General features: G+C 74.8%; 16 protein-coding genes. 7 read left to right on the top strand and 9 right to left on the bottom strand.

From position 1 onward, the window contains the following. Window positions 1–35 precede the first annotated feature (35 nt). Window positions 36–929 (bottom strand): LysR family transcriptional regulator, encoded by an 894-nt coding sequence (locus ABZ459_RS43400; RefSeq protein WP_357984034.1) that lies wholly within the window; start codon window positions 927–929, stop codon window positions 36–38. A gap of 73 nt (window positions 930–1,002) precedes the next feature. On the opposite strand from ABZ459_RS43400, the gene ABZ459_RS43395 reads away from it, so the two are divergent. Further along, window positions 1,003–1,659, top strand: coding sequence for a type 1 glutamine amidotransferase domain-containing protein (locus ABZ459_RS43395; RefSeq protein WP_357984031.1), 657 nt, complete (start codon window positions 1,003–1,005; stop codon window positions 1,657–1,659). Window positions 1,660–1,797: 138 nt separating this feature from the next. After that, window positions 1,798–2,763 (top strand): alpha/beta hydrolase, encoded by a 966-nt coding sequence (locus tag ABZ459_RS43390; protein ID WP_357984028.1) that lies wholly within the window; start codon window positions 1,798–1,800, stop codon window positions 2,761–2,763. On the opposite strand, the gene ABZ459_RS43385 is transcribed toward ABZ459_RS43390, so the two are convergent. After that, window positions 2,741–3,853, bottom strand: coding sequence for a helix-turn-helix domain-containing protein (locus tag ABZ459_RS43385; RefSeq protein ID WP_357984025.1), 1,113 nt, complete (start codon window positions 3,851–3,853; stop codon window positions 2,741–2,743). The two genes, ABZ459_RS43390 and ABZ459_RS43385, sit on opposite strands and share 23 nt — an antisense overlap. A gap of 66 nt (window positions 3,854–3,919) precedes the next feature. Here ABZ459_RS43385 and ABZ459_RS43380 point away from each other — a divergent pair, with 66 nt between their 5' ends. The 3 genes from ABZ459_RS43380 to ABZ459_RS43370 are packed head-to-tail and all read left to right on the top strand — an operon-like array spanning window position 3,920 to window position 6,823. After that, on the top strand, window positions 3,920–5,020 hold the full coding sequence (locus tag ABZ459_RS43380) for an acyl-CoA dehydrogenase family protein (RefSeq protein WP_357984021.1): 1,101 nt from the start codon (window positions 3,920–3,922) through the stop codon (window positions 5,018–5,020). Window positions 5,021–5,039: 19 nt separating this feature from the next. Next, window positions 5,040–6,014 carry an acyl-CoA dehydrogenase family protein gene (locus ABZ459_RS43375; protein WP_357984018.1) on the top strand — a complete coding sequence of 325 codons (975 nt, stop codon included), beginning with the start codon at window positions 5,040–5,042 and terminating at the stop codon, window positions 6,012–6,014. Continuing rightward, complete coding sequence (locus ABZ459_RS43370) at window positions 6,011–6,823, top strand: TIGR03619 family F420-dependent LLM class oxidoreductase (RefSeq protein ID WP_357984015.1); 813 nt, start codon at window positions 6,011–6,013, stop codon at window positions 6,821–6,823. The genes ABZ459_RS43375 and ABZ459_RS43370 overlap by 4 nt, the downstream gene beginning before the upstream one ends. 16 nt (window positions 6,824–6,839) lie before the next feature. Here the strand turns inward: ABZ459_RS43370 and ABZ459_RS43365 are convergent, their stop codons facing one another. The 7 genes from ABZ459_RS43365 to ABZ459_RS43335 all read right to left on the bottom strand — a co-directional run bounded on the left by ABZ459_RS43365 (window position 6,840) and on the right by ABZ459_RS43335 (window position 16,018). Next, window positions 6,840–8,810: a CHAP domain-containing protein gene (locus ABZ459_RS43365; RefSeq protein ID WP_357984012.1), complete on the bottom strand. Its 1,971-nt coding sequence runs from the start codon at window positions 8,808–8,810 to the stop codon at window positions 6,840–6,842. 267 nt (window positions 8,811–9,077) lie between these two features. After that, window positions 9,078–9,827, bottom strand: coding sequence for a glucose 1-dehydrogenase (locus ABZ459_RS43360; RefSeq protein ID WP_357984009.1), 750 nt, complete (start codon window positions 9,825–9,827; stop codon window positions 9,078–9,080). Beyond that, window positions 9,814–11,874, bottom strand: a complete 2,061-nt coding sequence (locus tag ABZ459_RS43355; RefSeq protein ID WP_357984006.1) for an acetate--CoA ligase family protein — start codon at window positions 11,872–11,874, stop codon at window positions 9,814–9,816. Before ABZ459_RS43355 ends, ABZ459_RS43360 begins: the two co-directional genes overlap by 14 nt. Beyond that, window positions 11,871–13,385, bottom strand: a complete 1,515-nt coding sequence (locus tag ABZ459_RS43350) for a class I adenylate-forming enzyme family protein (RefSeq protein ID WP_357984003.1) — start codon at window positions 13,383–13,385, stop codon at window positions 11,871–11,873. Before ABZ459_RS43350 ends, ABZ459_RS43355 begins: the two co-directional genes overlap by 4 nt. A 15-nt stretch (window positions 13,386–13,400) precedes the next feature. Beyond that, window positions 13,401–13,724: a VOC family protein gene (locus ABZ459_RS43345; protein WP_352319442.1), complete on the bottom strand. Its 324-nt coding sequence runs from the start codon at window positions 13,722–13,724 to the stop codon at window positions 13,401–13,403. Then, window positions 13,721–14,083, bottom strand: a complete 363-nt coding sequence (locus tag ABZ459_RS43340; protein WP_357983999.1) for an OB-fold domain-containing protein — start codon at window positions 14,081–14,083, stop codon at window positions 13,721–13,723. The genes ABZ459_RS43345 and ABZ459_RS43340 overlap by 4 nt, the downstream gene beginning before the upstream one ends. A gap of 111 nt (window positions 14,084–14,194) precedes the next feature. Continuing rightward, on the bottom strand, window positions 14,195–16,018 hold the full coding sequence (locus ABZ459_RS43335; RefSeq protein ID WP_357983996.1) for a protein kinase: 1,824 nt from the start codon (window positions 16,016–16,018) through the stop codon (window positions 14,195–14,197). Window positions 16,019–16,186: 168 nt separating this feature from the next. Between ABZ459_RS43335 and ABZ459_RS43330 the strand changes: the two genes are divergently transcribed. Further along, window positions 16,187–16,777: an isochorismatase family cysteine hydrolase gene (locus ABZ459_RS43330; RefSeq protein ID WP_357983993.1), complete on the top strand. Its 591-nt coding sequence runs from the start codon at window positions 16,187–16,189 to the stop codon at window positions 16,775–16,777. Beyond that, window positions 16,777–17,514, top strand: coding sequence for an SDR family NAD(P)-dependent oxidoreductase (locus tag ABZ459_RS43325; RefSeq protein ID WP_357984133.1), 738 nt, complete (start codon window positions 16,777–16,779; stop codon window positions 17,512–17,514). The genes ABZ459_RS43330 and ABZ459_RS43325 overlap by 1 nt, the downstream gene beginning before the upstream one ends.

The raw sequence follows: 17,514 nt of genomic DNA, 5'->3' as shown, positions 1-17,514 counted from the left end.
TGCCCAAGGTGATCGCACCTCATCCACCTTCGCCCTCAGTACGGCGGCGCCGCCCGGAACGCCGCCAGCAGGTGGGCCCGCACCCGCCCCACGGCCGGCCTGGCCGGCGCCCCCGACCGTACGGCCAGGTAGCCGGTGTTGATCGGCGGCTCCGCCGGCTCGGCCAGCACGACCAGCGTGCCCTCGGCCAGGTCACGCCGGCACAGGTACACGGGCAGGACGGACACGCCCATGCCGGCCCGCACCGCGCTCAGCACGCCGCGCAGGTCCGGGATGACGACCTGCGCGGCCATCGACGGCCGCCGCCCGAAGACGGCCCGCCAGTAGCGGCGCACGATGGGCAGGTTCTCGGCGTAGGCCACCACGGGGACCGCGGCCAGCTCCTTGGGCCCGACCCGGCCGGGCGGCAGCGCGCGGGCCACGGACGGCGCCGCCACCAGGACGAACTCCTCGTCGTAGACCGGGTCCGCCTGGACACCGCGCACCCGGGGCCGGATCGTGGACAGCACCAGGTCGAGCCGTCCGGCCGCGAGGTCGGCCAGCAGGTCGTCGGCCAGGCCGAGGGTGGTGCGCAGCCGCAGCCCGTCGCGTACGAGCGGGGCGAGGATCGGCATGACCTCCTCGCACAGGAACTCGGCCGGGCCGCCCAGGTGCACGGCCTCGTCCGAGGGCAGCTCCGAGCCGGCCACCTCCTCCAGCGCGTCGAGGGCGGGGGCGACCCGGCGGGCCAGCTCGTCGGCGGCGGGGGTGGGCGCGACGCCGCGCGGCAGCCGGTTGAACAGCGGCCGGTCGAGCGTCGCCTCCAGCGTCTTGACCTGGGCGGTCACCGCGGGCTGTGAGAGGCCGAGGGTCTGCGCGGCGGCGGTGATGGAGCCGGTCCTGTGGACGGCGAGGAAGGTCCGCAGCAGGTCCAGCGAGAGAGGCGACATATCAGTATTCTGATGCCACCGCCGATATTCCGCTATTTGCTGCTGATGGGGCTTCCCAGCCATGCTCGAACGCATGAGCAAGCGCATCCTGATCGTGTTGACCAGCCACGACGACCTCGGCGGCGTGGAGCGTACCGGATACTACGTCCCCGAGGCGGCCCATCCCTGGCAGATCTTCACCAAGGCCGGCTACGAGGTGGACGTCGCCAGCATCGCCGGCGGCCGGCCGCCGCGCGACGGCCACGACCCGGACGACCCGGCGCAGGCCGCCTTCCTCGCCACCGGCCTGGACGACGACACCGCCATGCTCTCCGGCGTGGACGCCTCGGCCTACGACGCCGTCCTGTACGCCGGCGGCCACGGCACCATGTGGGACTTCCCCGCCGACCCCGACGTGGCCCGGGTCGGCCGCGAGATCTACGAGCGCGGCGGCGTGGTCGCGGCGGTCTGCCACGGCCCGGCCGCGCTGGTCGGCCTGACCCTGTCCGACGGCTCCCACCTGGTGGACGGGCGGCGGGTGGCCGTCTTCACCAACAGCGAGGAGACCGTGCGAGGCGTGGCAGGGGTGGTGCCGTTCCTGCTGGCCGACGCGCTGACCGAGCGCGGCGCCCGGCACGAGCCCGCCCCCGACTGGCAGCCGCAGGTCGTCGTGGACGACCGGCTGGTCACCGGCCAGAACCCGGCCAGCGCCGCGCCCCTGGCCGAACAGGTCGTCGCCCTGCTGGGCTGACCCCGATCGACCTCGACTGAGGTCGCCGGACGGCGGGTGTCGCGCGCGCAACGGCAGCCGGATGGCGGTTGCCGCACCCTCGCGCGGCGTCCGACCATCGAGGGGTACGGCAAGCCCCCTCCGTGGAAGGAAGTCCGCATGGCGTTCCACCCCAACCTCGATCCCGACCTGCGTGCCGCCCTGGAGAGCGCGCCGTTCCCGGCGTTCGACGTGACGGCGCTCGACGCCGAGGAGCTGGCCGGGCACCGGGCCCAGATCCACGCGATGCTGGCCGCCACGCCGCCCGCCCAGACCGAGGTGCGGATCGAGGACCGTCATGTTCCCGGCCCCGACGGCGAACCGGACATCCGGGTCCGCGTCTACCGCCCCGCGCAGGACGGCGCCGGCCGGCCCGGCCTCTACTGGATCCACGGCGGCGGCATGATCGTCGGCATACCGGAGGTGGACGAGGCCACGATGATCGACTACGTCGAGCGGCTCGGCGTCGTCGTGGTCTCCGTCGACTACCGCCTGGCGCCCGAGCACCCGCACCCCGCGCCGGTCGAGGACTGCTACGCGGGGCTGGTGTGGACCGCCAAGAACGCCGAAGAGCTGGGCATCGACCCGGCCAGGCTGGCCGTCGGCGGGGCCAGCGCGGGTGGGGGGCTGGCCGCCGGGACCGTGCTGCTCGCTCGCGACCGGGGCGGGCCCGAGGTGGTCCTCCAGCTGCTGATCTGCCCGATGCTCGACGACCGCAACACCACCCCGTCGAGCCTGGAGTTCACCGAGGCCGTGGTCTGGGACCGGGCCGCGAACCTCTACGGCTGGTCCGCCCTGCTCGGCGACCGGGCGGGCGGGCCGGACGTCCCGCCGTACGCGGCGCCGGCGCGGGCCGAGGACCTGTCGGGGCTGCCGCCCGCGTTCGTCGACGTGGGCGAGCTGGAGGTGTTCAGGGACGAGGACATCGACTACGCCCAGCGGCTCGCGCGGGCCGGGGTGTCCACCGAGTTCCACCTCTACCCGGGGGCGTTCCACGGGTTCGACGTCATGGTGCCGGACACCCCGCTGAGCAGGCGGGCGCGGGAGACCCGGCTGGCCGCGCTCAGGCGGGCGTACCGCCTGTAGCGGTGGGGGTGTTCGCAAGGAGGCGCAGCAGGGCCAGGGCGAGGTGGGCGCGCAGGCGTCCGGCCGGGTCGGCGAGGGAGAAGCCCAGCACCGACTCCGCCCGCGTGATGCGGCCCGCCATCGAGCTGTGGTGCAGGTGCAGCCCGGTGGCGGCGGCGCGGACCGATCCGGCCGAGCACAGCGCGCGCACCGCGAGCAGGTGGTCCTCGCCCAGCCGCGCCATCGCCCGCACGTCGGCCAGCTCCGCGACGGCCGGGCCGGGCAGGTCGGCGAACAGCGCGAGCGCGCCGAGCTCGGTCCAGCGCACCACCCGGTCGTGCGGGCCGGTGAAGCGCAGCGCCGTGCGGGCCTTGGCCCACGACTCGGCGGCGTGCGACCCGGGCAGCTCGGGGCCGATGCCCACGCGGGCGCCCTCGGGCAGCTCGCCCTCGACGGTGGTGGCCACCAGCACGGCCTGGGTGTCGCCGATCCGCGCCGTACGGACGCGGTGCCCCATCGCCCGCAACCCGGCCGCGAGCGGGTCGTGGGGGGAAGCAGGCGTCGTGGTCTGGAGCGGGTCGGTGGGCAGGGCGAACGCCATGGCCTGGAGTGGGGTGGAGGGGACGAAGCCGAGCAGCCGCAGCGCCCGTGCCCGTTCCGCCTCGCCGGTCTCGGCCGACAGCACCAGCTCGACCAGCGCCGGGTCCTGGCCCTCGCGGGCCTGCGCGGCGGCGCGTTCCAAGGTCAGCTCGGCGGCGGCGGCGAACCGTTCGAGCACGATGTCGTCGAGGCCGTGGGGGACGCCCTCGCGTTCCATCCACACGCTGCCCAGGCCGCCGCTCAGCTCCCTGGCCCGCGCCCCCTCACCGGCCTTCTTCCCGGCCCCTGGCGTCTCCGCGTCGGCGGCCCGGCCGTCCGGGCCCGTCCGGAGGCGCCGGCCGCCGGTGGCGTCGTGCAGGCCGACCGGACATCGCGCCAGCCGCGCGGTGGCCGCGAGCAGCACGGGCACGGTCACGTGGTCGCGCACCAGCGAGTCGAAGTAGGCGATGACCCGCACCGCGCTCTCGGCGTCGGTGTCGAGCGTGGACAGCCGGAGCAGAAGACCCTGCACGACGTCCAGACTAGGCCGACGGGCGGCGGCCTGGCCAGTAGACCAAGCGTGCGCTAGTTTGGTTTCGTGGATCTCGACTTCTCCCCGGCCGAGCTGGACTTCCGCGCCGAGGTTCGCGACTGGCTGGCCGCCCACGTGCCCGAGCGGCTCCCGCCGATGGACACCGACGAAGGCTTCCGGGCCCACCGCGCCTGGGAGGCGCTGCTGGCCGGCGAGCGGCTGTCGGTCGTCTCCTGGCCCCGCGAGTACGGCGGCCGGGCCGCGTCCCTGATCGAATGGCTGATCTTCGAGGAGGAGTACTGGGCCGCCGGCGCCCCCGCCAGGGTCAGCCAGAACGGCATCTTCCTCCTGGCCCCCAGCCTCATGCGGTTCGGCACCCCAGAGCAGCGGCGGCGCTGGCTGCCCCGGATGGCGACCGCCGAGGACGTGTGGGCGCAGGCCTGGTCCGAGCCCGAGGCCGGCAGCGACCTCGCCGCGCTCACCGCCCGCGCCGAACGCACCGACGGCGGCTGGCTCCTGTACGGCCACAAGACCTGGAGCTCCCGAGCCGCCCACGCCTCCCACGGCTTCGGCCTCTTCCGCACCTCCGGCGCGCGGCACAAGGGCCTGACGTACTTCCTGTTCCCCCTGGACGAGGTCGCCGTCCGGCCGATCGCCCAGCTCGACGGCCTGCCCGGGTTCGCCGAGCTGCACTTCGACGGGGTGTTCGCGCCCGACTCCATGGTGCTCGGCGAGCCCGGCGACGGCTGGCGGATCGCGATGTCCACCACCTCCTCCGAACGCGGCCTGACCCTGCGCAGCCCCGGCCGCTTCCTCGCCACCGCCGACCGCCTCCTCGACCTGGCCCGGGACGCCGACCCCGCCCTCGCCGACCGGGCCGCGCGCTGCTGGACGGCGGCCGAGGCGTACCGGCTGCACACCTTCGCCACCGCCCGCCGGATCATGGCCGGGGCCGAGATCGGGGCGGCGGCCAGCATGGGCAAGGTGTTCTGGTCGGAGCTGGACCTGCGCATGCACGAGCTGGCCATGGAACTGCTCGGCGACCGCGCCGGCGGGACGGCCTGGCTGGACGGCTTCCTGTTCTCGCTGGCCGGGCCGATCTACGCGGGCACCAACGAGATCCAGCGCAACATCATCGCCGAGCGTGTCCTGGGCCTGCCCCGATGACCCCCCTGGAGTCGCCCTCATGCACTTCGCCTTCACCGACGAGCAACTCGCCCTGGGGGCGACCGTACGCGACGTGCTGCGGGCGCACTGCCCGCCCGGCGCGCTGCGGACCGAACGCCGTCCGGCCTGGGACCGGCTCGCCGAGCTGGGGTTCTTCGGGCTGCTCCTGCCGCCCGAGCTCGACGGGCTCGGGCTCGGGCTGACCGACGTGCTGCCCGCCGTCGAGGAGACCGGGCGGGCCTGCCTGCCGGGGCCGGTGGTCGAGACGGCGGTGGCGGCGGCGTTCCTGACGCCCGGGTTGTCCAAGCTGGCCGCGGGCGGGGTGTGCGTCGGGGTGCTGCTGCCGGGGGAGGCGTACATGGCCGACGCCGATCTCGCCGACGTGCTGGTCGTGGCGCGTGCGGGGGAGGGGGTGCGGGTGCTGCCGGGGCACGAGGCGCGGCTCACCGCCGTGCCGGGGGTGGATCCGTGCCGGCCGATGTTCGACGTCGCCTTCGATGCGCCGGGACATGATGATCCCGGCGCGGACCGGGTGGCGCTCGCGGCGCGGGCCGTCGCGGTGGCGACGGCCGCCCAGCTGGTCGGGGTCGCGCGGGAGCTGCTCGCGGTCTCGGTGTCGTACGCGGGGGTCAGGAGGCAGTTCGGCGCGGCGATCGGGTCCTTCCAGGCCGTCCGGCACCAGCTCGCCGACGTGGCGGTCGCCGTCGAGTTCGCCGCGCCGCTGGTGCACCGCGCGGCGCTGTCCGTGGACGGGGGCGCGCCCACGGCCGGACGGGACGCGAGCGCCGCCAAGGCCGCGGCGGGCGAGGCGGCGACGCTGGCCGCCCGGGTCGCCCTGCAGACCCACGGCGCGATCGGCTACACCGAGGAGCTGGACCTGCGGTTCTGGCTCGCGCGGGCCTGGTCGCTGTCGGCCGCGCACGGCACCACCGCCGCCCACCGCCGACACGTCCGCGCCTGCCTGCGCACCCGCGACCTGCGGAGGTACCCGTGAAGTACGGCGTGCCGCTGGGGCTGCTGCACCCGGACGCCTGGAAGGACGTGGCCGTGGCCGCCGACGAGCTGGGGTTCGAGTCGGTGTGGCTGCCCGAGCACCTGGTGTTCGCCACCGACCTGTCGCTCGCGGTCTACCCGGGCACCGAGGACCCCGGCATCAGGCCGACGACCCCGCTGTTCGACGCCCCGGCCTACCTGTGCTGGCTGGCCGGGCTCACCACCCGCGTCCGGCTCGGCACCGCCGTGCACCTGCTGGCCCTGCGCCACCCGTTCGTCTCGGCCCGCGCCTTCGCCACCCTGGACGTGGTGTCGGACGGACGGGCGATCTGCGGCGTGGGCGCGGGCTGGTACCGCGGGGAGTGGGCGGCGGCCGGGCTGCCCTTCGAGACCCGCGGCGCCCGCCTGGACGAGGTCATCGAGGTCGTCCGGCGGCTCTGGACCGAACCCGTGGTCGCCCATTCCGGACGGTTCTACCGGTTCCCCGAGGTCGCCTTCGAGCCCAAGCCCGTGCAGGGGCGGCTACCGGTGCTGGCCGGCGGGGAGTCGGCGGCGGCGCTGCGCCGGGCGTCCCGGCTGTGCGACGGGTGGATCAGCATGCCGCACACGATCGAGTCCATCAGGCCGCAGGTGGCGCGGCTGGGGGCGGGGGTGCCGGTCACGGCGCACGCGTACGCGCTGGGCTCTCCCGGGGAGGTGGCCGCCTGGGCGGAGCTGGGGGTGGAACGGCTGATCGTCCGGCCGTGGACGCGCAGCCGGGACGCGGTCACCCGCCTGGCCGCCTTCGCCGCCGAGTACGACGTGGCCTGACCCCGCCCGGTCGTTCTCAGGCGGGCTGACGCCCCCAGTCGGGGGTGCTGACGATCTCGCGGGTGGGGGTGCGGTGACGGCGGCCGCGCAGGGGGGCGTCCTGGACGAAGGCGTCGACGGTGCTCGTGCCGCCGGACTCCTGGTGCAGGCTCCGCGGCTGCTGCGGGACCGTCGTGGCGGCGCGACGGTGCCGGCGGCCGCGCGGGACGGAGTCGGCGGTGAACTCGTCCATGAAGAAGACGTGCTCGGAGGCGTAGGTGTCCGGGAGCGGCTCGCTGCGGCGCCGACGGCCCTGGTAGGTCGCGCCGATCCCGGACGCCTGGGCGGCCCGCGGCGTCGTCCTCGTCCGGGCGGCCACCTCGGCCCCGGGACGAGGGCCGGGGGAGAAGGCGCTGAACGTGCTTGTCGCCGGGGGAAGCGAGATCGGCACCATCGGGCCGGTGTCGAACATGGGCTCGAAGGGCGCCGTGTCGGGGGCGGGCCGGAACGAGGCGCTGTCCAGCCGCCGCGGCGGGGCCGTCCGGTCGGTGAACGCCTCGAACGCGTCCACACCGGCCGCGAGCTCCGCGCCGCCCGCGTGGTCGAACTCGGGGACGGGGGCGGCGAACTCGACGGTGCGGCTCCGGCCGGCCTCGAAAGAGCCCGTGCCAAGCTCGAAGCGGTCGCCCTGACCGGTCTCGTGAGAGGCGGCCGCGCGTTCGGAGCCCGTGCCGGAAGGGGTGGTGAGCTCGAAGGGCTCGGCGGTGGTCCGCCGCGGGGACGGGCGGGTGTGTTCGTGGCGCGTCTCCGCGGGACGGCGGCGACGCCGGTGGCGTGAGGGGGCGGCGTGGGTGCCGCGCCTGGAACGCGTCCCGGGAAGAGGCACGGCGACGGGCACGGGAACGGGCACGGCGATGCCCGCGACGACGCCCGCAGAGGTGCTCTCCGCCGAAGTGACGCTCAGCGCGGCGGTGCGCAGGGTGACGCCTTCCCCTGTGGAGAGGCTCGGCGCGGAGGCGGCGCGTACGCGGGCGGCCTTCGCGGCGGTCGCCGGGCGGAGGCGGCCCTGGCGGGTCTTCGCCAGGGCGACCAGCGCCAGGGCGGCGATCAGCGCGGACCCCACCAGCGACGGCGAGCCGATCGTGGACAGCGAGCCGGGCGAGGAGGCGTCCACGAGCGCGGGAAGGGGCTCGGCGGTGGCCGACGTGGTGTCGGCGGTCGTCGCCTTGGCGTGCTTGGACTTCTGTCCCGACCTGCCGGCCGCCGCCGTCGGCACGGGCGCCGCCCCCGTCGCGGGCGAGGCGGACGCCGAGGGCGCGGCGGGCGACGCCGGAGTCGAGGACGCCGTGGTCCTGGCCGGCTCGTCGGACTTGGCCTTCGGACGCGCCGCGAGCGGGACCTCGGCGGCGCGCTCCTGCTCGACGTGCGGGATCAGGGAGCTGAGCGAGTCGGCGGGAAGCTGGAGCGTTCCCACGTCGGTGCCGGGCCTGGCGGGCGTCGCCGCCTGCTCGTCGGCCCGCTTCTGGGCCGCCTCCTCGTCGAGGCGGGCCTTGATGCGCTCGGGGTAGCCGTAGCCGACGACCTTGCTGGTGTCGCGCTCCTTGCGCTTGGCGACGCCGCCGTCGATGTTGCCCTCGATGGTGAAGATCGTGTCGCCCTCGACCCGCGTGACGATGCCGACGTGGTCGATGTTGTCGATCTTCCCGGTGCCGCTCCAGTCGTAGAAGACGAACGCGCCGGGCTTGGGCGTCTTCCCCCAGGCTCCCTGGGCCTTGAACCATTCGGCGTGCCGTACGGTCCAGGCGAACTGCCCGATCCACTCCTGGTAGCCGAGCTTGTGCGCGGCCCAGGAGAGGTACATGTCACACCAGGGTGCGGCGGAGTAGTCGGCGTCGAACTCGACGGTCTTGCCGTACCAGTCGCCGAACTTGGTGTACGCACCGGCCTTCTCGGAGTAGCCGAGCTGGCTTTCCAGCAGGTCGATGTACTTCTGCATCTCGGGCGTCATGGAAGTATGGGGGAACCTTCCGGTCAAGATCCGGATTTATCCGCACATGCTGGGGTACACGGGGGTAACCCGGGACATGTGTGGCAAAACCGGAAACCTGTAGTCTTCCGTGCGGTGCGAGGTTACCGCTTCGTGACCAAGGTCAAGCACACCCCAAGAACAGGTAAAGACATCACCGGGCGCATAACCGCAGCTCAACCGAGCTGTCGGGCGCGCCCAAGGTGGGTGATTTAACAGGAAAAGTGCCGCGTGTCGTGCCGCGGAGCCCTAGTAACCGGCCCCCGTCAGCAGCCCTCCGTCCACCGTGAACTCGCTCCCGGTGCAGTAGCTGGCCCGGTCCGAGGCCAGGAACGCCACCACGTGCGAGACCTCCACCGGCTTCGCGAACCGCTTGATGACCATGGACTTCACGAACGCCTCCGCGTCCACCTCGGCCATCAGGTCCGGGTTCACCGCCATCGCCGTGTTGATCGCCCCCGGATGCACCGAGTTCACCCGGATCCTGAACCTGGCCAGCTCCCGCGCCGCGGACTTGGTAAGCCCACGCACCGCGAACTTCGAGGCCGCGTACGCCGACAACCCCTCCGCCCCGACGAACCCCTCGATCGAGGAGATGTTCACGATGGCGCCGCGCCCGGCCGCCTTCATGGGGTCGATCACCGACTTGACCCCCAGCCAGGTGCCCTTGAGGTTCACGTCGATCACCCGGTCGAAGTCCTCGGGGGCCATGTCCTGGATGCGGCCGTAGGTGAGGATGCCGGCGTTGTTCACCAGGACGTCCAGCCGGCCGTGCAGCTCCGTGGCCGTGCCGACGGCCCGCCGCCATTCGTCCGGGCTGCGCACGTCGTGCCGCACGTACGTGGCCCCGGTCTCGGCGGCCAGCGCCTTGCCCTCCTCCTCCAGCACGTCGCCGAAGACCACCCGCGCGCCCTCCTCGAGGAACAGGCGCACGTGCGACTCGCCCATGCCCCTGGCCCCGCCCGTGATCAGCGCGACCTTGCCGTCAAGCAGTCCCACGACTACCTCCTGCCGCGACGGCCGCCGCGGCCGCCTCCATGGAGCGGTAGACGGGGACGCCCGCCGCCGCCGCGATCCGCCGTACCTCGTCCTCCACGCCCGCGGGCGCGCACTCGCCGTTCCTGGTCACGAGCGTGATCCTGACGTGCGGCAGCGCCTCCTGCGCGCCGGCCAGGGCCCGCGCGTAGGCGTACAGGGGCTCGGCCGCGTCGCCGTAGGCGAAGAAGCTCTGCACGTTCACGTGGGCGACCACGTCCGCGTACGGCTCCCGCCGGACGATCGCCTCGATCACCTCCGGCACCAGCCCGGGACGCCCGCGCGGGCCCACCGGCACCTCCAGCGGGTTGCCCGCGGCGGCCAGGCCGAGCCCGTCGAGCGCGCCGTCCGGCAGCGGGGCGAGCCGCACGCCGGCCCGGTCGAACGCGTCGGCGGCCAGCACCCCCGCGCCGCCGCTCGGCCCGATCACCAGCACCCGGTCGCCGTCCGTCACGCGGGAGCCGTGCGCCTGGAAGAAGGCCAGCACGCCGATCAGGTCGTCCTGGGAGGAGACCAGCGCCGTGCCGGTCTGGGCCGCGACCGCCGCCCACACCCGCAGGTCGCTCAGCATGCCGCCGGTGTGCGAGAGCGCCGCCCGCTGTCCCTGCGAGCTGCGCCCGCCGACCAGCAGCGCCACCGGCAGCCCGGCCGCGCGCAGCGCCTCGTGCAGCTCCCGGCCGCCGCGCGGGTCCTCCAGGTAGAGCCCGACGGCCCGCGTCTCGGGGTCGCGGGCCAGCCAGGACAGCAGTTCGGCGGGGGTCACGTCGGCCGCGTTCCCCACGGTGACGACCCGGCTGAACGCCAGCCCGCGCCGCTCCCCGACCTTGATCACCTCACCTGCGAGGCCGCCGCTCTGCGAGATCAGCGCGACCGTCCCCGCCGGTCCGACGCCGCCGCCGACGAACGTCTGCCGGCCGCGCGGGCAGTACACGCCCATGCAGTTGGGGCCGAGCAGCCGGGTGCCCGCCGCGCGGGCGGCCTCGGCCAGGTCGCGTTCCAGGTCCGCGCGTCCGGCCTCGCCGAACCCGCCGCTCATCACCTGCACGTACGGAATGCCCGACGCCTGCCGCACGACCTCGGCGCACCGCTCGGCGGGCACCGCCACCAGCGCGTAGTCCACGTCGGCGGCGGCCAGCGACGGCACCGCGGGCACCCCCGCCACCTCGGCGGCCGACGGGTGCACGGCCACCAGCGGCACCCCGGCGGCCTGGTAGAAGTCGAGGAACATGTTCCCGAAGTTCGGCCTGCTCGCCGAGGCGCCGACGACGGCCACCGCGCGGGGCTCGAAGAGCGGCAGGAAGTCCGCCGGCTCGCGGACGGCGGGCGGGCGCGCCCGGCCGGGCAGGTGGCGCGCGTCCACCGCGGTCACGCCGGAAGGGGTGGCGATGACCGGGTTCAGCTCGAACTCGCCCAGTTCCAGCCGTTCCCACAGGCCGCCGGGGCCGCCGACCGTCATGAGCAGCTTGACCACGGCGGCCACGTCCACGGGCGGGCTGCCGCGGTGGCCGCGCAGGAGGGCCGCGCCGCGCAGCTCGTCCAGCATGAGCCGCGCGTCCCGCTCGGAGATCGGGCAGAGGCGCAGCGCCGTGTCGCGCATCACCTCCGTCCAGACGCCGCCCAGCCCGGTCAGCAGCACCGGGCCGAACCCCGGGTCGCCGACCAGCCCGACGATCAGCTCCACCCCGGCGGGCGCCTGCTCCTCGACCAGGAAACCCTCCACGTCCAGCCGGGAGCGCATCTCCGCGGCCGCCGCGGCGAGGCCGTCCACCCGCAGGCCGAGCCGGACGGCCCCCGCCTCCGACTTGTGCACCAGCCCCGGGCCGAACGCCTTCAGCACCAGCGGCTCGGCCAGCTCCCCGGCCGCCGTGAAGTCCAGGTCGCGCACCACGACCCCGCGCGGCACCGGCACCCCGGCCTCCGCGACCAGCTCCTTGACCTCGTGCTCGCGGGGGACGTCGTGGCTTTCCCCGTCGCCGTGGACGTCCCCGCTCCCCTGCTCCTGGGCGCTCACCCGAGCAGGTGCCCGTGCTGCTCGCGGATCCGGCGGCGCAGCAGCTTGCCGGGGCCGCCGGAGGCGTCCTGCGAGTGCGGCAGCTCGCCGGTCACCACGATGTGGTCGGGCCGCTGGTGCGGCGGCAGCGTGTCGGCCAGGGCGAGCGACAGCTTGGCGGCGTCCAGCGACTGCCCGGCGCGCGGCACGACCGCCAGCAGCACCCGCTGCTCGGCCGCTCCCTCGGGCACGCCCACCGCGCCGGCCTCGGCCACGCCGTCCAGGGCCGAGACGGCCTCCTCGATCGTGGCCGGCTGCGTCCACTGGCCGTGCTTGAGTATGGAGTCCTCGCGGCGGCCGAGGACGCGCAGCACGCCGTCGTCCGACAACGTGCCGAGGTCGCCGCCCACGTACCACTCGCCGCGCAGGACGCCGTGGTCGTCCGTCCCGTCGTAGCCCGCCATGCGGTGCGGCCCGGCCAGGTTGATCTCGCCGACCTCGCCGGTCACGGCGGCGCCGGACGGGCCGGTGATCCGTACGGCGTTGCCCGTGCGCGCCCGCCCGGACGACCCGAGCGGCGTCGAGCCGTCGTCCACGCGGCCCATGCACGTGTACGGCGCCTCGGTCTGCCCGTAGTAGGAGTAGACCCCGGCCCCGGGCAGCCTGGCCTTGATCCGGTCGAGCATGGTCGCGGTCAGCGGCTCGCCGCCCAGCATGATCACCTGGATCGACGACAGGTCCACGCCCTCGTGCTCGGACGTCCCCAGCAGCGCCGCGTAGAACGACGGGATCTGCGACACGTGCGTGACCCGTTCGCGCGGCACCACGCGCAGGAAGTTCGCCGGCCCCCAGTCCTGCTCCAGCACCAGGCGCATGCCCGCGTACAGGGCGGGGCCGACGATGGCGGGGAAGCCGATGCCCCAGATGATCGCGCCGGTGCCGAACACCGAGTCGGGGCCGCGCGGCACGTCCAGCCAGATCTGGGCGGTCGCCAGGGAGGAGGCGTGGGTGTGCACGACGGCCTTGGGCAGGCCGGTCGTGCCGGAGGTGTAGTAGAGGGCCAGCGGGTCGTCGTGGAAGCCGCCCAGCGGCGGTTCCTCCTCCTGGCCGCCGGTCAGCTCGCCGGCGTCGATCCAGGTGGTGACCTCCGGGAGGGCGTCCCTGATGCCGTCGACCAGCTCGGCGACCGTGGAGTCGTACACGAAGGCCGTGCAGCCGGAGGCGGCCACCACCGCCCGCAGCGTCTCGGCCGGCCAGTACGGGTTGAGCGCCGCCGTCACCGCTCCGATCTTGGCCTGGGCGAGGTAGACCTCGGCGACCAGCAGCGTCTCGTTGAGCAGTGCCGCCACCCGCTGCCCGGCGGTGATCCCGGCCGCCAGCAGCGCGTTCGCCCGGCGGTTGACGGCCCGGTTCAGCTCGTCGTAGGTGAAGCTCCGCTCGCCGCAGTACGTCAGCGCCACCCGGTCGGGCGTGCGCAGCGCTCCCGCGGTCAGGATCGCGTGGCCGTAGTTGCCGTAGGGTGATCGCGCCATGGGGGTGCCTCCAGGTCAGAGGGGCGAGTAGAGCACGAACGTGTTTCCTGAGGGGTCGCGCAGCACGGCCCGCCTCTCGTGCGGCCCGTCCTCGGGCGCGCGCACCACCTCGGCCCCGCGGGCCGCCATCTCGCGCACCGTCACCGCCACGTCGTCCACCTTGTACGACGGCGCCGCCGACGCGGTGACGTGCTCGGCGGGACCGGCCAGCGCCACGGTGACGCCGCCGCCGTCCAGCGCGGCGAACCTGTCGCCGTCCCTGAACTTCACCGGCAGGCCGTAGAAGGCGATCGCCTCGTCCAGGTCGGCTACGGGGATGAGCACGTTGCCGAGCTTCACACGGGCCTCCAATGCGGCAGATCGTCCACGAACGTCACCCGCACCGGCATCCCGACGCGGACCTCCTCCGGCGCGCACCCCACGACGTGCCCGAACGCGCGCACACCCTCGTCCAGGTCCACCCACGCCGGCACGTACGGCTCCCGCCCCCGGTAACCGGGCGCGAACGACCGGTGCACGACGGTGAACGTGTGGACCGTCCCCGTGCCCCTGGCGGGCTCGGCGGCAAGCTCGCCGCCGCCGCAGGACGGGCACGACGGCTCGGGCAGGCAGCCGCGGCGGCCGCAGGACACGCAGCGCTGGATCACCAGCTCGCCGCGCGCCCCTGCGGCGCCGGTGGGGGAGGTGTCACCGCTCATCGCTGCCAAGCTAGCGCACGCTTGGTTACCCGACAAGAGCCACCGCCTCCCCGAACCGGCCCACCGCGCCCGCCCCCCTGCACTGCGCGCTGCGCCCTCATGGCCCTGCTCCTAGCGGCCTTCCCGCTCCTGACTGCCGGGCACCAGCCCGCCCTCCCCTGAGGGGGAGTCCGCCGGGGTGGGCGGGAGCGCGGCCGCCGGGGACGTCATCCCCGGCGTGGGACGTGCCACGGGCTGCCCGCCGGCCGGCGACGTCGCCCCCGGTGCCGGGTGGTCCACGGGCTGCCCGCCGGTCGGGGACGCGGTGCCGGTCGGGGTGGCCGGTCCCGAGCGGGTCGGCGGTGGGGTCGGGCAGGCGGGGCCGTCCACCGGGACCTCGCTCACCTGCGGCCCGTTGACCGCCGCCGGCTCGGTCATGACGACGATCCCGAGGTAGGCCCGCACCCCGCAGTCCACGCTGCCGGGATCGTGCCGGACCCCGCTGGTGTAGGCGGTGCTGCCGCGCAACGTGAGGGTCTCCCGCCGCACGGTGGTGACCGGCCCGTCGCCGAGCCGCCGCGTGTACGCGATCCGCAGCCGCACCGGCCCGGTGCCGTCCGCGGACACCCTGATCGCGCCCGCCGAACCGCTCCACCGCGCGATGCTCGCCTCCCGCACGGCGGGCGGCGGCAGGGCGCTCCCGCTCTGCGCCCGCGTCGGCATCGGCGGCGGAATCGGCGGCGCGGCACTCGTGGGCGCGGGCGGGCCGGTGGAGACGTGCGGCCCGCCGGTGGGGGCGGGCGGGGGCGCGCTGCCGCGGGACGTGGCGGGCGTGCTCCTGCGGGGCGTCGGCGTGTGGGCGTCGACCGGCGCCGGGTTCAGCTCGCCCGACGGCTTCGGCTGCGGCATCAGGATCGTGCCCGCCCCCGGCGACAGCCGTCCGCCGGAGATCACGAGCGCGATCGCCACGGCGACCACCGTCGCGCCCGCCACCCACAGGTGCGGCGGCAGCGCGGGCAGCCGGACCGCCCGCCCGCGGATCCCGGCCGGGGCGCGGGCGTCCCGCTCGGTCCTGGCCGCCAGCGGGAAGCGCAGCGCCAGCAGCGTGGCCAGCTCGGCGAGCCGGCGGCGGCCCCGCTGCTCCCAGTCGGGCCCGTACCCGGCGACGGCGTCCTCCTCCAGCTCGGCGGCGAACTGCCGGGCCGAGGCGTACCGGGCCGCCGGGTCCTTCGCCAGCCCGCGCCTGAGCAGGTCGCGCAGGGCGTCCGGGACCACCTCCAGCGGCACCGGGTCCGTCAGGTGCAGCTCCCGCAGGGCCGCGACGTCCTGCTCGCCGTCCCCGCCCTCCTTGTACGCCCGGTAGGGCGGCCGCCCCCTGACCGCCTCGAACAGCACGCAGGCCGCCGCGTACAGGTCGGCCGGCGGCCCCGCCCGTCCCTGCGTCCACAACTCCGGCGACATGTACGCCGGGCTCCCCGCCGGCACCCCCGGCTCCTCGGCGTGCACGACCACGCCGAAGTCGGCCAGCTTGCTCGTGCCGTCCGCCTGGACCAGGACGTTCTCCGGCTTGACGTCCCGGTGCGGCACGCCCTTCTCGTGCGCGGCGGCCAGGGCGGCGAGGATGCCCTTGAGCAGCACCAGGGCCGCCTCCGGGGGCGTCCGGCCGTGCTCGGCCAGCAGTGTGCGCAGTGAGACGCCGTCCACCAGCTCCATGACGACGGCGGCCCGCGCCGGGGTCTCGACGTACTCGTAGATGCGGACCACGCTGGGGTCGTCGATCTCGACGAGCTGATGGGTGTCGGCCCTGAAGCGGTCCATGAACTCGGGGTCCCTGCGCAGGGTGGCGTTCAGGTACTTGATCGCGACGTAGGCGCCGGTGGACTGGTAGGTGGCGAGGAACACGCGGCCGGTGCGGCCAGCGCCGAGCTGACGAACTTCACGGTAACCAGGGACCAAGTCCAACCCCCATCAGGCATGCCGTCGTGCATTCGACGGTCTCACCCGGGGTGTGGGTTGTCACGTCTGGAGAAATTTCGCCGTTTGTGATGAAAGGTGAGGCCGTGGGGGCGGTGTTATGCTGTAGCGAACCCAAGCAAGCGCTCGGCTAAATGACGGAGGGTGCGGGTGGAGCGGTCGGCCGTGCTGGTGATGGAGATGCAGCGGGGGGTCGTCGGCGATCTCACGAAATTTCCGGATTTGGTGGCGGCCTGTGCCCGTCACGACGTCGTCCCCAACGCCGCCCGCGTCCTGCGCACGGCCCGAGCGGCCGGGCTCCCGGTGATCCACTGCACGGCCGCCTTCCGGCCGGACCGGGCGGGCTCGCACACCGGCAACTGCCCGTTCATCGTCTCCCTGCTCAAGGACCCCGCGCACATGCTGGAGGGCACGGCCGCCGTGGAGGTGCTGCCCGAGCTGCGCGAGGACGGCGACCTGGAGAGCCGGCGGCACCACGGGTTCTCGCCGTTCACCGGCACCTCGCTGGACATGACGCTGCGCTCCCTCGGCGTCTCGTCGGTGGTCGCGATGGGGGTCTCGCTCAACCTGGGCATCCCGGGGCTGGCGCTGGAGGCGGTCGACCTCGGCTACCGGGTGACGGTGGTGCGGGACGCGGTGGCCGGGATCCCCGAGGACTACGCGCAGGCCGTCCTGCGCAACACGATCGGCCTGCTGGCCACCCGCGTCGCCGCGGCCGACCTCGTCCGGGCGTGGACGTGATGGACGGCCTGCGCCTCGACGGCCGCGTCGCCGTCGTCACCGGGGGAGCGGGCGCGATCGGCACGGCGGTCGCCACCGACCTCGCCGCGCTCGGCGCCCGCGTCACCGTCGCCGACGTGGACCTGCCGGGCGCCCGCCGGACGGCCGCGGCGCTGGCCGGGGCGCGGGCGCTGGCCGTGGACCTGGCCTCGCCCGCCTCCGTCGAGGCGTTCTGCGCCGAGGCCGGGCCGGTGGACGTGCTCGTGCACAACGCCGGGGTGTCGGTCGTGCGGCCGTTCACCGCGAGCGACCCGGCGGACTGGGACCTCATGTGGCAGGTCAACCTGCGCGGCCCGATGCTCATGACCAAGCTGCTCCTGCCCGGCATGACGGCCAGGGGCTGGGGACGGCTGGTGTTCGTCTCCTCCGACGGCGCCAGGGCCGGGTCGGGCGGCGAGGGCGCGTACGCGGCGACCAAGGCGGGCCTGTTCGGCCTGGCCAAGACGCTCGCCCGGGAGGCCGCGAGGGGCGGGGTGACCTCGAACGTCGTCTGCCCAGGGCCGACCGACACCCCGATGCTCCGGCGGATCTCCGAGGCCGAGCCGGGGCTCGTGGACAAGATCGCCAAGGGGATCCCGCTGCGCCGGCTGGGCACGCCCGCCGACGTCGCGGGGCTGATCGCCTACCTGTGCACCGACCGCGCCGCCTACATCACCGGCCAGACGCTGTCGGTGAGCGGCGGCGTGACCATGCAGTGA

This window comes from Nonomuraea sp. NPDC005692, from assembly GCF_040631115.1.
Taxonomy (GTDB): Bacteria; Actinomycetota; Actinomycetes; order Streptosporangiales; family Streptosporangiaceae; genus Nonomuraea.
Note: the sequence above shows the minus strand (reverse complement) of the source record. Positions and strands in the feature narration are given on the sequence as shown.

Coding starts and splice junctions, on each gene's coding strand:
- ABZ459_RS43400 (WP_357984034.1), bottom strand. CDS start 929: ATGTCGCCTCTCTCGCTGGACCTGCTGCGGACCTTCCTCGCCGTCCAC.
- ABZ459_RS43395 (WP_357984031.1), top strand. CDS start 1,003: ATGAGCAAGCGCATCCTGATCGTGTTGACCAGCCACGACGACCTCGGC.
- ABZ459_RS43390 (WP_357984028.1), top strand. CDS start 1,798: ATGGCGTTCCACCCCAACCTCGATCCCGACCTGCGTGCCGCCCTGGAG.
- ABZ459_RS43375 (WP_357984018.1), top strand. CDS start 5,040: ATGCACTTCGCCTTCACCGACGAGCAACTCGCCCTGGGGGCGACCGTA.
- ABZ459_RS43365 (WP_357984012.1), bottom strand. CDS start 8,810: ATGACGCCCGAGATGCAGAAGTACATCGACCTGCTGGAAAGCCAGCTC.
- ABZ459_RS43350 (WP_357984003.1), bottom strand. CDS start 13,385: ATGGCGCGATCACCCTACGGCAACTACGGCCACGCGATCCTGACCGCG.
- ABZ459_RS43340 (WP_357983999.1), bottom strand. CDS start 14,083: ATGAGCGGTGACACCTCCCCCACCGGCGCCGCAGGGGCGCGCGGCGAG.
- ABZ459_RS43325 (WP_357984133.1), top strand. CDS start 16,777: ATGGACGGCCTGCGCCTCGACGGCCGCGTCGCCGTCGTCACCGGGGGA.